The sequence below is a fragment of the Mameliella sp. AT18 genome, from assembly GCF_028807275.1.
GTDB classification, from domain to species: Bacteria; Pseudomonadota; Alphaproteobacteria; order Rhodobacterales; family Rhodobacteraceae; genus Antarctobacter; species Antarctobacter albus.
Genome location: NZ_JARAMO010000312.1, coordinates 1 through 14,186 on the forward strand (window position 1 = coordinate 1; position 14,186 = coordinate 14,186).

Annotated in this window: 14 protein-coding genes; 6 read left to right on the forward strand and 8 right to left on the reverse strand. The window is 65.9% G+C overall.

Translation table 11 applies throughout. The features are described 5' to 3' along the window. Positions 1-11: 11 nt before the first annotated feature. The 3 genes from PVW46_RS26155 to PVW46_RS26165 all read left to right on the forward strand — a co-directional run bounded on the left by PVW46_RS26155 (position 12) and on the right by PVW46_RS26165 (position 3,205). Positions 12-575, forward strand: a complete 564-nt coding sequence (locus tag PVW46_RS26155; protein WP_274578244.1) for a holin family protein — start codon at positions 12-14, stop codon at positions 573-575. Between the two features lie 168 nt (positions 576-743). Beyond that, complete coding sequence (locus tag PVW46_RS26160) at positions 744-2,711, forward strand: heme lyase CcmF/NrfE family subunit (protein ID WP_043139852.1); 1,968 nt, start codon at positions 744-746, stop codon at positions 2,709-2,711. Then, positions 2,708-3,205 carry a cytochrome c-type biogenesis protein gene (locus PVW46_RS26165; RefSeq protein WP_443137066.1) on the forward strand — a complete coding sequence of 166 codons (498 nt, stop codon included), beginning with the start codon at positions 2,708-2,710 and terminating at the stop codon, positions 3,203-3,205. Before PVW46_RS26160 ends, PVW46_RS26165 begins: the two co-directional genes overlap by 4 nt. A gap of 15 nt (positions 3,206-3,220) precedes the next feature. On the opposite strand, the gene PVW46_RS26170 is transcribed toward PVW46_RS26165, so the two are convergent. Continuing rightward, on the reverse strand, positions 3,221-3,598 hold the full coding sequence (locus tag PVW46_RS26170) for a VOC family protein (RefSeq protein WP_043139849.1): 378 nt from the start codon (positions 3,596-3,598) through the stop codon (positions 3,221-3,223). 220 nt (positions 3,599-3,818) lie between these two features. Here PVW46_RS26170 and PVW46_RS26175 point away from each other — a divergent pair, with 220 nt between their 5' ends. Both PVW46_RS26175 and PVW46_RS26180 read left to right on the forward strand, forming a co-directional pair. Continuing rightward, positions 3,819-4,322 (forward strand): DUF2087 domain-containing protein, encoded by a 504-nt coding sequence (locus PVW46_RS26175; protein WP_069209861.1) that lies wholly within the window; start codon positions 3,819-3,821, stop codon positions 4,320-4,322. Positions 4,323-4,392: 70 nt separating this feature from the next. Then, the gene (locus tag PVW46_RS26180) at positions 4,393-5,169 is read left to right on the forward strand and encodes an enoyl-CoA hydratase-related protein (protein WP_069209860.1); all 777 of its coding nucleotides are present in this window, start codon (positions 4,393-4,395) and stop codon (positions 5,167-5,169) included. 131 nt (positions 5,170-5,300) lie between these two features. Here PVW46_RS26180 and gltA read toward each other — a convergent pair whose 3' ends face one another. After that, positions 5,301-6,596, reverse strand: a complete 1,296-nt coding sequence (gltA, locus tag PVW46_RS26185) for a citrate synthase (RefSeq protein ID WP_043139843.1) — start codon at positions 6,594-6,596, stop codon at positions 5,301-5,303. 79 nt (positions 6,597-6,675) lie between these two features. Next, positions 6,676-8,091, reverse strand: a complete 1,416-nt coding sequence (gltX, locus tag PVW46_RS26190; protein ID WP_069209859.1) for a glutamate--tRNA ligase — start codon at positions 8,089-8,091, stop codon at positions 6,676-6,678. 76 nt (positions 8,092-8,167) lie between these two features. Here gltX and PVW46_RS26195 point away from each other — a divergent pair, with 76 nt between their 5' ends. After that, on the forward strand, positions 8,168-10,243 hold the full coding sequence (locus tag PVW46_RS26195; RefSeq protein ID WP_069209858.1) for a ComEC/Rec2 family competence protein: 2,076 nt from the start codon (positions 8,168-8,170) through the stop codon (positions 10,241-10,243). Here the strand turns inward: PVW46_RS26195 and lexA are convergent. The 5 genes from lexA to PVW46_RS26220 all read right to left on the reverse strand — a co-directional run bounded on the left by lexA (position 10,237) and on the right by PVW46_RS26220 (position 14,181). Further along, a complete protein-coding gene (lexA, locus tag PVW46_RS26200) occupies positions 10,237-10,932 on the reverse strand; it encodes a transcriptional repressor LexA (RefSeq protein WP_043140079.1) in 696 nt (231 codons plus the stop codon). The genes PVW46_RS26195 and lexA overlap by 7 nt on opposite strands. A gap of 156 nt (positions 10,933-11,088) precedes the next feature. Next, positions 11,089-12,255, reverse strand: coding sequence for a molybdopterin molybdotransferase MoeA (locus PVW46_RS26205; RefSeq protein WP_069209857.1), 1,167 nt, complete (start codon positions 12,253-12,255; stop codon positions 11,089-11,091). After that, positions 12,252-12,728 (reverse strand): cyclic pyranopterin monophosphate synthase MoaC, encoded by a 477-nt coding sequence (gene moaC / locus PVW46_RS26210; protein ID WP_043139834.1) that lies wholly within the window; start codon positions 12,726-12,728, stop codon positions 12,252-12,254. The genes PVW46_RS26205 and moaC overlap by 4 nt, the downstream gene beginning before the upstream one ends. Continuing rightward, positions 12,725-13,528, reverse strand: a complete 804-nt coding sequence (trpC, locus tag PVW46_RS26215) for an indole-3-glycerol phosphate synthase TrpC (protein ID WP_069209856.1) — start codon at positions 13,526-13,528, stop codon at positions 12,725-12,727. Before trpC ends, moaC begins: the two co-directional genes overlap by 4 nt. After that, positions 13,528-14,181 (reverse strand): uracil-DNA glycosylase, encoded by a 654-nt coding sequence (locus PVW46_RS26220; RefSeq protein WP_069209872.1) that lies wholly within the window; start codon positions 14,179-14,181, stop codon positions 13,528-13,530. Before PVW46_RS26220 ends, trpC begins: the two co-directional genes overlap by 1 nt. Positions 14,182-14,186: the final 5 nt, after the last annotated feature.

Consider the following 14,186-nt stretch of genomic DNA (forward strand, 5'->3'; position numbering starts at 1 on the left):
CGGGTGGCGGCATGGGGCTGATCGGTCAGCTTCTTGGTGTGCTGTTCGGCTCTGGCCGCAACGTGGTGACGGAGACGGCGGAGGTGTTCCGCGTCAATGCCGAGGCCCAGGCGCAGCGCGGCGCCGAGGCACAGGCCGCGGCGCTGGCGCAGATGGCGGGCGAGTTCCGCATTCGCCGTCGCGGCTGGTTCGACAGGCTGATGGACGCACTGAACCGCGTTCCGCGTCCGGCGATGGCCCTGGGGACGCTGGGCATGTTCGTGGCGGCGATGGTCGATCCGGTCTGGTTCGCGGCGCGCATGGCGGGCATCGCGCTGGTGCCGGAGCCCCTGTGGTGGCTGCTGGCGGCCATCGTCAGTTTCTACTTCGGCGCGCGCCACCAAGCCAAGGGGCAGGATTTCCAGCGTGACCTGGCGGTGACGATGGCGGCGGTCCCGCAAGTGGTGCAGACGGTCAAGGATGTCGAGGCGCTGCGAAATGTGACTCCGGATGCCGATGCCCCGGTCGAAACCGCGACATTCGAGGCGCCATCGGACAACCCGGCGCTTGCCGACTGGAGGCGGACCGCCGGCTAGCCGATCTCCAAGTTTCATTTCGATGGCCGCTCGATGGCCGCGCTCCTGCACGGGGGCGCGGCTTTTTTTGATTGGGCAGGGCAGCACGCATATCATTGCGACAATGTGATCGGGGTATCCGGGCGAAAACGATTGGCCCGGAAGGGCGGCGCAACTATAACCCGAGACATGATTACAGAACTCGGACACTTCGCCCTGATCCTGGCCTTCCTGGTCTCGCTGGTTCAGATGGTCATGCCCCTGGTGGGCGCGCACAAGCGGTGGCCCGGGTGGATGGCCGTTGCAGAACCGGCGGCGACGCTGCAATTTCTGCTGGTCGCAAGCAGTTTCGCGGCGCTGACCTATGCCTTTGTCGTCTCCGACTTCTCGTTGAAGCTGGTCTATGAGAACAGCCACTCGGCCAAGCCGATGATCTACAAGATCTCGGGGGTCTGGGGGAACCACGAGGGGTCCATGTTGCTCTGGGTTCTGATCCTGGCGCTTTTCGGGGCCTGTGCGGCCTGGTTCGGCACCAATATCCCACCGACATTGCGCGCCCGCGTGCTGGCAGTGCAAAGCTCGGTCTCGGCGGCGTTCTATGCCTTCATCATCTTCACCTCGAACCCCTTCACGCGTCTCAGCATTCCGCCGATCGACGGCACGGACCTGAACCCTTTGCTGCAGGACCCGGGGCTGGCGTTTCACCCGCCGTTTCTCTACCTGGGGTACGTCGGGCTGAGCATCTGTTTCAGCTTTGCGGTCGCCGCCTTGATCGAGGGACGGGTGGACGCGGCCTGGGGACGCTGGGTGCGCCCCTGGACTCTGGCGGCCTGGATCTTCCTGACCATCGGCATCGCGCTGGGGTCATGGTGGGCCTACTACGAACTGGGCTGGGGTGGCTTCTGGTTCTGGGACCCGGTCGAGAATGCCAGCTTCATGCCCTGGCTCTTTGCCGCAGCGCTGCTGCATTCGGCCATCGTCGTGGAAAAGCGCGAGTCGCTGAAAAGCTGGACCATCCTGCTGGCAATCCTGGCTTTCGGTTTCTCGCTGATTGGCACCTTCATCGTGCGGTCCGGCCTGCTGACCTCGGTCCACGCCTTCGCCAATGACCCGGTGCGTGGCAAGTTTATCCTCTATATCCTGCTGTTCTTTACCGGCGGTGCGCTGACGTTGTTCGCGGCGCGGTCGAACGTGATGGAATCCAAGGGCGTCTTCGGCGTTGTCAGCCGTGAAAGCGCCCTGGTGGTGAACAACATTCTTTTGGCGGTTTCCAGCTTTGTCGTCTTCGTCGGCACCATGTGGCCCTTCGTGGCCGAAATGCTGTTCGACCGGAAGCTGTCGGTAGGTGCGCCCTTCTTCAACATGGCCTTCACACCCTTCATGGTGGTGCTTGGGCTGATCCTGCCAGTGGGCGCGATGATCAGCTGGAAACGGGGCAAGCTGGATCGCGTGCTGCGGTCTCTGACACCTGCCTTCGGTCTTGCCATCGCGTTGATGGGGCTGGTCTGGGCGATGCAGACCGGACGCAGCCTGATGGGACCGATTGGCGTTTTCCTGGGCACCTGGATCGTTGCCGGGGCCGTCACCGACCTGATCGGACGCACCGGCCAGTCGCGGGATTTCTCGCGCCTGCTGCGGTTGCCGCGCGCGGAATGGGGCAAGGCTGTCGCCCATGCGGGCCTCGGGATCACCATGTTGGGCATCGCCGGGCTTCTGGCCTGGCAAGAGGAAGACATCCGCGTCGCCCATATCGACGAACCCTGGACCGTTGGGGATTTTGAATTCACCCTGCTGAGCGTCAACAGGGTTCAGGGGCCGAACTACAACTCCACGATGGGGGAGGTCCGGGTGACGACCGATGGGCGTGAGATCGCCGTGCTGAACCCGGAGAAACGTGTTTATCCGGTGGCCCAGATGCCCACGACCGAGGCAGCCATCGACTACCGCGTGATGCGGGACGTCTACGTCGTGATCGGCGATCCGCAGGACAACGGCGGATGGGTCATGCGGATCTATATCAAGCCGCTGGCCAACTGGATCTGGGCCGGGGCGATCATCATGGCCTTGGGCGGCTGTCTCAGCCTGTCCGACCGACGTTACCGGATTGCCGCCGGGGCGCGGAAATCGGCACCGGCACAGGGGGTGCCCGCGGAATGATGGGGAACACCGGGCGGCGGGGACAATCCCCGTCCTACATGCTTGGCCTGTTGTTCGCCCTCGTGGCCAACGTGGCGCTGGCGGTTCAGCCGGACGAGATGCTGGACGATCCGGCGCTGGAGGCCCGGGCGCGGGATATTTCAGCCGGGCTACGCTGCCTCGTCTGCCAGAATGAAAGCATCGACGAAAGCAACGCCTCGCTGGCGCGTGACCTGCGCATCCTCGTGCGTGAGCGGATCATGGCGGGCGACTCCAACGAGGAAGTGGTGGCGTTCATCGTCGATCGCTACGGCGAGTTTGTCCTGCTGAAACCCACGACAGGCGGCTGGAACTGGCTGCTCTGGGCCTCGGGGCCGGGGCTGTTCCTGCTGGCGCTGGTCGTGGGTATGGCCTATGTGCGCCGCCGCTCTCTGGCGGCCGGGGCAGGGGATGAGGGGCTGTCTCCGGAAGAGCAGAAGCGCCTGGACGAATTGCTGAAGGGCGAGGAGGGCTGAGGCCCCCGGGCGTCGTCAGGCTGGCGCGCCCATCTGTTTTGCCACGAACCACTGTGTCCCACAGGGGGTGCGAAACCCGCCGCGACGGTCGCCGTCGCCTTTGTCCAGCATCGGTTGGATTTCTTCCGCCCCCAGTTCCAGCGCCTTTGCATGCGCCGCATCCGGATCGGGCAAATAGAGATGCACAACCGTTCCGGCGGCGCCTTCTGCCCCGCCCATCATCAGCACGGAATCCCCGATGCGGCACTCTGCGTGCAGGATCCTGTCACCATCGTGAAAGACCCGCAGCCGGGTGGCGCCAAAGACGGTCTCGCAGAACTGCAGGACCGCCTCGGGATCGGAAACGACGAGATAGGGCGAAAGATCTGTATAGCCGTCCGGTTTGTAGCTCATGGACGCAAGCATGACAGGCGGGGGGTGCCAGGGTCAACGGCGATGGACCGGGCCCCGGCTTTCTGCTAATCGGCTTTCACGGGTCCGCAGTTCACCCAGGCGCCGCCTTTCGCTAAACCTGCGACAGCATGATCCCGTGGATTGCCTTCGCGATACCCTTGGACAAGGGCGGCCCTCCTTTCCCCGATATGGGGACGCGGTATCGGTGACGGAGGACATCATGTCTCGTGATCCCATTGCCCTGACCATTCCCGACCTCTCGGTCTTTGCCAAGTCCCTGCGCGCAGGGTTGGACAACCCGCCCTCGCACCTCGAGATGCTGGGGCTGATTGCCCGCGCTGCGGGCTATCGCAACTACCAGCACATGCGCGCGCGGCTGGGCGACAGCCCGGCAGAGCCTCTGGACGACCGCGCGGTTGCCCGCGCCGCCCGGTTCTTTGACGATGCGGCCCGGTTCACGGACTGGCCGAGGCGCACATCCGTACAGGGCCTCTGCCTCTGGGTGGTCTGGGCGCAGCTGCCGCCGGAGACCAATTGGACGGAACGTGAGATCAGTGCCCGGATCGACGCGCTGTGCAGCTTTCGCGATGCGGCCCAGATTCGCCGGGCGATGATCGAACACGGGCTGTTGCGGCGCGATCGGGCGGGCTGCGCCTATGTCCGGCTGGAACGGCGTCCCAGCGCCGAGGCGCGTGCCCTGATCGCCCGCGTGTTGCGCCCGTGACGCGGCGTTTGGCTTTGCCATTCCCCCGGCTGCGATGTTTGATGCCGCCAAGGTTACAGGGAGCACACCCATGCAATATGACATGATCACCTACGCAGTGGCCGAGGACATCGCCACCGTGACGCTGAACCGGCCAGACGTGATGAACGCATTGAACACCCAGATGCGGGCCGAGATTACCGATGCGGTCGAGCGAGGCGGGCGCGAGGCGCGGGTTGTCGTGCTGACGGGCACCGGCCGGTCGTTCTGTTCGGGGCAGGACCTGGGCGATGGCGGCAATGCCGCCAACCTGGACCTGGAGCGGACCCTGCGTGACGAATACGTACCGATGCTGCGGGCGATCTATGACTGCCCGGTGCCGACCATCAGCGCGGTGAACGGCGCGGCCGCGGGGGCAGGCGCCAACCTTGCGCTCTCGGCCGACGTTGTGATCGCGGCGGAATCGGCGTTCTTCCTGCAGGCTTTCACCCGGATCGGGCTGATCCCGGATGCGGGGGGCACGTGGTTGCTGCCGCGGCAGATGGGGCTGGCCAAGGCAATGGGCGCGGCGCTGTTCGCCGAAAAGATCACGGCGGCGCAGGCGGATGCCTGGGGCATGATCTGGGAAGCAGTGGCCGACGACGTCTTTGGCGCCCATGTCGCGGCGCGCGCGCGGCACCTGGCGCAGGGGCCGACGGCGGCCTATGCGCGGGTGAAACAGGCCCTGCGCGCCTCGTACGACAACGATCTGGAGGCACAACTGGGGGTAGAGTCGAAATTGCAGGGGGAATGCGGCAAGACGAGGGACTTCAAGGAGGGGGTCGTGGCCTTTCACGAAAAGCGCCCGGCGGTTTACGAGGGGCGGTGAGGCCTGCAGGGGGCTCTGCCCCCGCCTTCGGCTCCCCCGGAGGTATTTTTCGGCCCAAAGAAACAGCGAGGGGCCAATGGAAAAGGCCCGGGCGGTGTGCCCGGGCCTTTTCATTTTGATCTGTCCCGCGTTCAGCGGTTTTCGATGTCGACGTAGTCGCGCATGGTCTCGCCTAGGTAGAGCTGGCGCGGGCGGCCGATCTTGTTCTGCGGATCGTTCAGCATTTCCTTCCACTGGCTGACCCAGCCGACGGTGCGCGACAGCGCAAAGATCGGCGTGAACATGGAGGTCGGGAAGCCCATCGCCTCGAGGATGATGCCCGAGTAGAAATCGACGTTCGGGAACAGTTTCTTCTCGGAGAAGTAGGGATCGGCGAGCGCCTGTTTCTCCAGTTCCTTGGCGGTGGCGAGGATCGGGTTGTTCTCGACGCCCAGCAGGTCCAGCACCTCGTCGGCGGACTGCTTCATGACCTTCGCGCGCGGGTCGAAGTTCTTGTAGACCCGGTGGCCAAAGCCCATCAGGCGGAAGCTGTCGTTCTTGTCCTTGGCGCGGGCGATGTACTCGGGGATGTTCTCGGGCGAGCCGATTTCCTTGAGCATTTCCAGGCAGGCCTGGTTGGCGCCACCGTGGGCCGGGCCCCAGAGGCAGGCGATGCCGGCGGCGATGCAGGCAAAGGGGTTGGCACCCGAGGACGAGGCCAGGCGTACGGTCGAGGTCGAGGCGTTCTGCTCGTGGTCGGCGTGCAGGGTAAAGATCCTGTCCATCGCGCGGCTCAGGATCGGGTCGACGACATATTCCTCGGCCGGGACCGAGAAGCACATGTGCAGGAAGTTCGCCGCGTAATCCAGGTCATTGCGCGGATAGACGAAGGGCTGGCCGACCGAATACTTGTAGGCCATCGCGGCGATCGTCGGCATCTTGGCGATCAGGCGGTGCGATGCGATCTCGCGCTGGCGCGGATCGTTGATGTCGGTCGAATCGTGGTAGAAGGCCGCCATCGCGCCGACCACGCCCACCATCACGGCCATCGGATGCGCGTCCCGCCGGAACCCCCGGAAGAAGTTGTACATCTGCTCGTGGATCATCGTGTGACGGGTGATCGTGTTCTCGAAGTTCTCGAGTTCATCGGCCTTGGGCAGGTAGCCGTAGAGCAGCAGGAAGCAGACTTCGAGGTAATGCGATTTCGAAGCCAGCTGGTCGATCGGGTAGCCGCGATGCAGCAATTCGCCCTTGTCGCCGTCGATGAAGGTGATGGTCGAATCGCAGGAGGCGGTCGAGGTGAAACCGGGGTCGTAGGTGAAGACACCGGCCTGGCCGTAGAGCTTGCGAATGTCGATCACGTCCGGACCGGCGGTCGGCGAATGCATCGGCAGTTCAAAATCCTTGCCGTCGATCGAAAGCGTCGCGGTCTTGCTGGTCTCAGCCATGCTTGTCATCCCTCTTATATCGTGAAGCGGGGCCGTGAGACGGCCCTGCCGGTTGAAGTCACATGGCCGGTCCGGGGCTTCAGCCCTCTTGTTCGGCCGCGGCCCGGGCCAGGCGCGAAAGGCTTTCGTCGCGGCCCAGGACGAGCATCATGTCGAAGACCGAAGGCGTCACGGCGCGTCCGGCAAGAGCGGCCCGCAGCGGGCCGGCCAGCTTGCCGAACTTGGTCCCCTGATCCTCGGCGAAACGGTTCAGAACCGCCTCCAGTTCGTCTCGGGACCAGCTAGCATCTTGCAGGTGCGGCGTCAACGAGGCCAGTATACCACGGGATACCGTGTCAAGGTTCTTCGATGCCTTCTCATCCGGCTGAATTGGCGTATCCGTCAAAACAAAATGCGCCTTTTCAAGTAGTTCCGGCAGTGTCTTGGCCCGGTCCTTGAGGCAATACATCGCACGAAGCAATCCGTCACGCTGCGTCGCGGTCAGGGCGGATTCGCCTATGGCTGCAAGAAACGCCTCGATTTCTTGCAGCAGTGCAGCATCGTCGCTGATCGCGATGTGCTGGCCGCAGAGGTTCTCCAGTTTCTTGAGATCGAACCGGGCCGGCGACTTGCCGATCCCGTCCAAGCCGAACCACTCCTGGGCCTGCGCATCGGTAAAGAATTCGTCGTCGCCGTGGCTCCATCCCAGCCGCGCCAGGTAGTTGCGCATGCCCGCCGCCGGGTAGCCCATCTTCTGGTATTCGTCGGCGCCAAGCGCGCCATGACGTTTCGACAGCTTCTTGCCGTCCGGCCCGTGGATCAGGGGGATATGCGCGTAGACCGGCAGCGGCCAGCCCATCGCGGCATAGATGCCCATCTGCCGCGCGGCGTTGTTGAGGTGGTCGTCGCCCCGGATCACATGGGTCACGCCCATGTCGAAATCGTCGACCACGACGGCCAGCATGTAGACCGGCGTCCCGTCCGAGCGCAGCAGCACCATATCATCCAGCTGGTCGTTGCGGATGGTGACGCGTCCCTGAACCTGGTCCTCGATAACCGTCTCGCCGTCCTGCGGTGTTTTCAGGCGGACAACATGGGGGGCGTCCGGATGCGTGGCGGGATCGGCATCGCGCCAGGGGCTCTGGAACAGGGTCGAGCGTCCCTCGGCCCGGGCCGCTTCGCGGAAGGCCTCGATTTCTTCCTGCGTAGAGAAACACTTGTAGGCCGCGCCCTTGGCGAGCAGCTGATGGGCAACCTCGGCATGGCGGGGGGCGCGTTCGAACTGGCTTACGACCTCGCCGTCATGGTCCAGTCCCAGCCAGTCCAGCCCGCGCAGGATTGCCTCTGTCGCTTCGGGGGTCAAGCGCGCGCGATCCGTGTCCTCGATCCGCAACAGGAACCTGCCGCCACGGCCCCGGGCATAGAGCCAGTTGAACAGCGCGGTGCGGGCGCCGCCGATGTGCAGGAAACCGGTGGGCGAGGGGGCAAAGCGGGTGACGACCTGGGCGTCGGACATCTTGGTTAACCTTTTCATAACGGCATCGGGGCTAGGCTTTGCCGTTCCTTAACGAGCCGCCCAACGGGGGGCAAGCATGGGTCAGGTCCTGACGTGGCTGGCCGCCCTCCTCCTGGGGCAACGCGGCCATCTCTTTCCCTGGGCGCCGGTCTGCCTGGCAACCGGCATCGGGATCTATTTCGCGCTCCGCGCCGAGCCTTCGGCGGCGGTGCTCTGGGCCTGTGGCGGGCTTGGCTGTCTTGCCTTGGTCCAGCATCGCGCCGGACCGCTTTGGGGGCCGCTCGTGGGCGCGGTTGCGCTGGCGGCAGCCGGGTTCGCTCTGGCGGGTGTCCGGGCGCAGCAGGTGGCCGGGCCGGTCCTGGATTTCCGGTACTACGGCGCGATCGAGGGACGCGTGATCCAGATCGACCGCTCTGCCTCGGACGCGCTGCGGCTGACGCTGGACCGGGTGGTGCTGGAACGCATGGACCCGGACGAGACCCCACACCGGGTGCGGGTCTCCCTGCACGGGACACAGGGCTATCTCGATCCGCGCCCGGGCCAGGTGGTGATCCTGACCGGGCACCTGTCGCCCCCCGGCGGCGCGGTCGAACCCGGCGGGTTCGATTTCCGCCGCCACGCCTGGTTCCTGCGGTTGGGGGCCGTGGGCTATACGCGCTCGCCGGTCTTGCTGCTGGAAGAGGCGGACGAGGGCCTGCCCGTGGCGCGGATGCGGCTGTGGTTGTCGGCGCGGGTCCAGGCGGCCCTGCCGGGTGAACGGGGCGCCTTTGCCGCCGCGATCATGACCGGGGACCGTTCCGGCATGGGGCAGGAGACGTTGCAGGCGCTGCGGGACAGCAACCTGGCGCATCTTCTGGCCATCTCGGGCCTGCACATGGGACTGTTGGCGGGCTTCGTGTTCGCCGCCCTGCGGCTGGCGCTGATTCTGCCGCGTCACGCGCGCCATCACTGGCCCGGCAAGAAGCTGGCGGCCCTTGGGGCGTTGCTGGCCGCCGCGGGTTACCTTGCGCTTTCCGGTGGTAACGTGGCGACGGAACGGGCCTTCATCATGGTGGCGGCGGCGCTCTTCGCACTGATGCTGGACCGCCGGGCATTGAGCTTGCGGAGCGTGGCCATTGCGGCGCTGGTGGTCCTTGTGATGCGGCCCGAGGCGCTGCTGGGGCCGGGGTTCCAGATGTCCTTTGCCGCCACCACCGCGCTGGTCGCGGTCTTTGAACAGTTCAGCCTGCTCCAGCGCGACCGCAATTGGCCACGCTGGATCGCGCCGATCCTGTCGGTCGTCGTGTCCTCGGCCGTGGCAGGGGCGGCAACGGCCCCGGTGGGCATGGCGCATTTCAACCAGGTGGCACATTACGGGCTGTTGGCGAACCTGGTGGCCGTGCCGGTTATGGGGATCTGGGTGGTTCCGCTGGCTGTGCTGGCGGCGCTGCTGATGCCCCTGGGGCTGGATTGGATCGCCTTGGAACTGATGGCGCTGGGACTGGGCTGGATCCTGGGCGTTGCGCATACGGTGGCGGGTTGGGAAGGCTCTGTCGGACATGTCGTGGCACCCGGTTCCTGGGTGCTGCCGCTGATCGCCCTTGGCGGGCTGCTCTTGTGTCTTTGGCGCGGCCGTGGGCGGCTGGCCGGGTTGGCGCCACTGGGCCTGGCGGTGGTGCTTTGGGTGGGAACCGACAGGCCCGGGGTGCTGATCTCGGACAGTGGCACGCTGGTGGGGATCATGCTGCCGGAGGGGCGGGCGCTGTCGCGCGAACGCGGTTCCGGATTCGTGGCGGGGGTCTGGCTTGAAAACGACGGGCTGGGTCATGTGCAGCCCGACGCGGCGGCGCTCTGGCCCGCGCCGGTCGAGGGTCGCGTGGCGCGGGCCACCATCGGGGATCTCGAGATCCTGCACCTGCAGGGCAAGCGCGCCGCGCGCAGCGTCACCAGCTGCCATTCGGGTCAGATCGTGGTGTCCAGCGTGGCGCTGAGCCTGCCGGGCGGCTGCGAGGTCTTCGACCCGCCGCGCCTCGAAGAGAGCGGATCCGTCGCGGTCTGGCTGAGGGGCGGTGTGCAGGTGGTGACGGACCGTGACCTTTCAGGCCACAGGCTCTGGCACGGTGGCGCGCCGGAACCGTTACGGCTGGCGCGCTCTGCGGTTGCGGATCAGTAGGTGCGGATCAGGCCGACAAGACGGCCCTGCACGGTGACAGCCCCCTGCGGCAGCACGCGCGGTTCGTAGATCGGGTTCGCGGCCTCGAGGACGATCATGTCGCCCTTGCGGCGGAACCGTTTCAGCGTAGCCTCGTAGCCTTCGATCTGGGCCACGACGATGTCGCCGTCCGAGGCATCCGAGGTCTCGCGGATCACCACCACGTCACCGTCGTTGATACCTGCTTCGATCATCGAGTCGCCCTTGACCTCAAGCGCGTAGTGGCGGCCCTGGCCGTGCAGCATCTGCCCGGGGACAGAGACCCCCGGCGCGGGATCGTTGATCGCCTCGATCGGGCGACCGGCGGCGATGCTGCCGACCAGCGGCAGCTCGGCCAGGGTCGCCGGTCCAAGGTCGAAGGCACCCGAGGGCCGGTTGTCGGGGCGGTCGCCCTCGATCACCTTGGGCGAGAACCCGGCAGGCTGGCCGCCCAGGCTTTCGGGCAGTTTGACGATCTCGATTGCGCGCGCCCTGTGGGCGAGGCGGCGGATGAATCCGCGCTCTTCCAGCGCGGTGATCAGGCGGTGAATGCCGGACTTCGATCGCAGGTTGAGCGCGTCTTTCATCTCGTCGAAACTGGGGGGGACACCATCACGTGTCATCCGCTTGTTGATGAAGTCGAGAAGGTCGAGTTGTTTCTTGGTCAGCATGCTCAGCCCCACAATTGTTAACTTTTGTTCTATGGCTGTTCATGTTTTGTGTCAACGATCATGTGGATAAGGCCTACGCCCTGTTGCGCATTGGCGTCAACTGGGTGCCGGGAGTAACCTGTCGTTGATGGTCTGTGAGGCGCCGCGCGGAGGGCGTTACAGGGGCAGGTAGTCCACCGTATCGCCGATCTGGTGTGCCGCATCGCCCACGGGACGCACCAGCAGCGCGTTTGCCTTGCCCAGGACGCTGAGCAGGCTGGAATCCTGACGGTCCAGGGCCCTGATCCCGTCGCCGTCGAGTTGCGCGCGCATGTAGTGTTCGCGCGGGCCATTCTGCGTGAGCGGGGCACTCAACCTGGCTTTTAGCCGGGGCGCGGGTGCGGTGCCCAGCCCCAGCATTGCCCGGATCACGGGGGCGAGGAAGACGTGACCGCAGACCATCGCAGACACCGGATTGCCCGGCAGGCCCACCATCATGGCACCCTGCAACCGACCCGACATCAACGGCTTGCCGGGGCGCATGGCGACCTTGTGAAAGGCCCGTTCCATCCCCAGTTCGCCGGCCACGCGCGCCACGAGGTCATGGTCTCCGACCGAGGCGCCGCCGATGGTGACAACCAGATCTGCGTCCCCGACCAGTGAAAATCCGTGGATCAGCGACTCGGACGTGTCGCGGGCGATGGGCAGGATGCGGGGTTCCGCGCCGAGGTCTCGCAAAAGCGCGTGCAGGCCAAACGTGTTCGAGGCGATGATCTGGTCCGGGCCGGGCGTGTCACCCGGCATCACCAGCTCATCCCCGGTCGAGATCAGTGCGACGCGCGGTTTTCGGGTGACGGGCACTTCGGCAATGTTCATCGCCGCCAGCAGGGCCACGTCCTGCGGTGTCAGGAGCCGGGGCGCCTCGACCGTCTGGCCGATGCGGAAATCGGTGCCAGCGGGCCGAATATAGGGATTTTCGTCCAGATCGTCATGGAGCGTGATGCTCTCGCCGTCGCGGGTCACGTCTTCCTGGATGACGATGCGCGTGGCGCCCTCGGGGACCGGGGCACCGGTAAAGATGCGCACGGCCTGACCGGGGCCGACTCTGCCTTCGAAACGGGTCCCGGCGGCACTTTCGCCGATCACGGTGAAACTCTGGCCCGGCGCGGCCCCGGGGACGGCATAGCCGTCCATCGCCGAGGCGGGAAAGGGCGGCTGATCGCGGCGCGCCGTGACGGGCCGGGCCAGCACACGGCCCGCGGCCTGGACCAGCGGGACGGTTTCCACCGGCAGGGGTGCGGCAAGGGCAAAAAGCTGATCGAGCGCCTCGGAAACGGAGATCATTTCGCCTCGTAACGCCCCGATTTGCCGCCATCTTTCAACAGAACGCGGATACCGCCGATCTGCATGTTCTTGTCCACTGCCTTGACCATGTCATAGACAGTCAGCGCGGCGGTCGATACAGCGGTCAACGCCTCCATCTCGACCCCGGTCTGGCCGGAGGTCTTGACCGTTGCGATGATGCGCAGGCCGGGCAGGTCCGGGTCCTGGGTCAGGTCGACTGTGACCTTGGTCACGGGCAACGGGTGGCAAAGCGGGATCAGTTCGGGCGTCTTCTTGGCGCCCATGATGCCCGCCAGCCGCGCCACGCCGATCACGTCGCCCTTTTTCGCGCGGCCCTCGGTGATCATGGCAAAGGTCTCGGGCGCCATTGTCACATGGCCCTCGGCGGTGGCGATACGGTCCGTCACCGGCTTGTCCGAGACATCGACCATATGGGCGTTGCCCTGGTCGTCGAAATGGCTCAGCCCGCTCATGCCGGCACCGGGTTCTTCAGCAGCGCCTGTGTGGCGGCAGCCACGTCCGCCTGCCGCATCAGGCTTTCGCCGATCAGGAAGGCGCGCGCGCCGTGCCCGGCCATGTCGGCGAGGTCAGCGGGGGTGTTCAGGCCGGATTCGGAAATCAGGAAACGGTCTTCCGGCAGGCGTTTCGACAGGGTCCGCGTGGTGTCCAGAGTGGTCTCGAAGGTCTTGAGATTGCGGTTGTTGACCCCGATCAGGGGTGAGTTCAGCGTCAGCGCCCGGTCGAGCTCTTCGCCGTCGTGTACCTCGATCAGGGCATCCATGCCCCAGCTCTGTGCGGCATCTTCCAGCTCGGCGGCCTGCGCGTCGCTGACGCTGGCCATGATGATCAGGATGCAATCGGCGCCAAGCGCGCGGGCCTCGGCCACCTGGTAGGTGTCGTACATGAAGTCCTTGCGCAGCGCGGGCAGCGAACAGGCCGCGCGGGCGGCGGTTAGAAAGGGCTTGGCGCCCTGGAAACTGGGCGTGTCGGTGAGCACCGATAGACAGGTGGCGCCCCCCGCCTCGTAGGCTTTCGCCAGTGCCTCGGGGTCGAAATCCTCGCGGATCAAGCCTTTGGAGGGAGAGGCTTTCTTGATCTCGGCGATCAGGCCGTAACCGCTCTCGGCGGCATCCATCAGGGCACCGGCAAACCGGCGCACCGGCGGCGCGGCGCGGGCCTCGTCCTCGACCGTGCCGAGCGGTTTGGCGGCCTTGTCGGCGGCGATCTCTTCCAGCTTGTAGGCCTTGATCTTGTCGAGAATGGTGGTGGTCATCACGGTCCCTTGGGCGTCGTCCAGTTGATCGGCGTCTGGCCCTTGTCCATAAGCCAGTCGTTGATGCGGGAAAAGGGGCGCGAGCCGAAAAAGCCCCGGCGCGCGGAGAGGGGCGAAGGATGGGCGCTGGTCAGGACAAGGTGGCCGTCGCCGGTGATGTGCCTTGCGAACCCTTGCGCGTGACCGCCCCAGAGGAGGAAGGCCCGGGGACGGTCCGACAACCCGGCCAGCACCTGTTCGGTCAGCCGCGCCCAGCCCAGTTTCGCATGGGCCCCGGCTTTGCCCGCCTCGACCGTCAGCGCCGTGTTGAGCAGGAGCACGCCCTGGTCGGCCCAGAAGTGCAGGTCGCCGGTATCGGGGCAGGCGCCGAGGTCATCCGTCATCTCCTTGAAGATATTGTTCAGCGACCGGGGCAGGGGGCGCACGTCGGGTTCGACGGAAAAGGCCAGACCATGAGCATGGCCCGGCGTCGGGTACGGATCCTGGCCCAGGATCACCACCCGGGTGCGGTCCGGTGGGCAGGCGTCCAAGGCGGCAAAGACTTGGTGGGCGGGCGGCAGCACCTGCGCGTCATTTCGTGCAAGCTGCCCCGTAATCCGGGGCAGATCCTGCACGAAAAAGGGCAGGTGGCGCCAGTTGTCGGGCGGCGTCAGGGCGG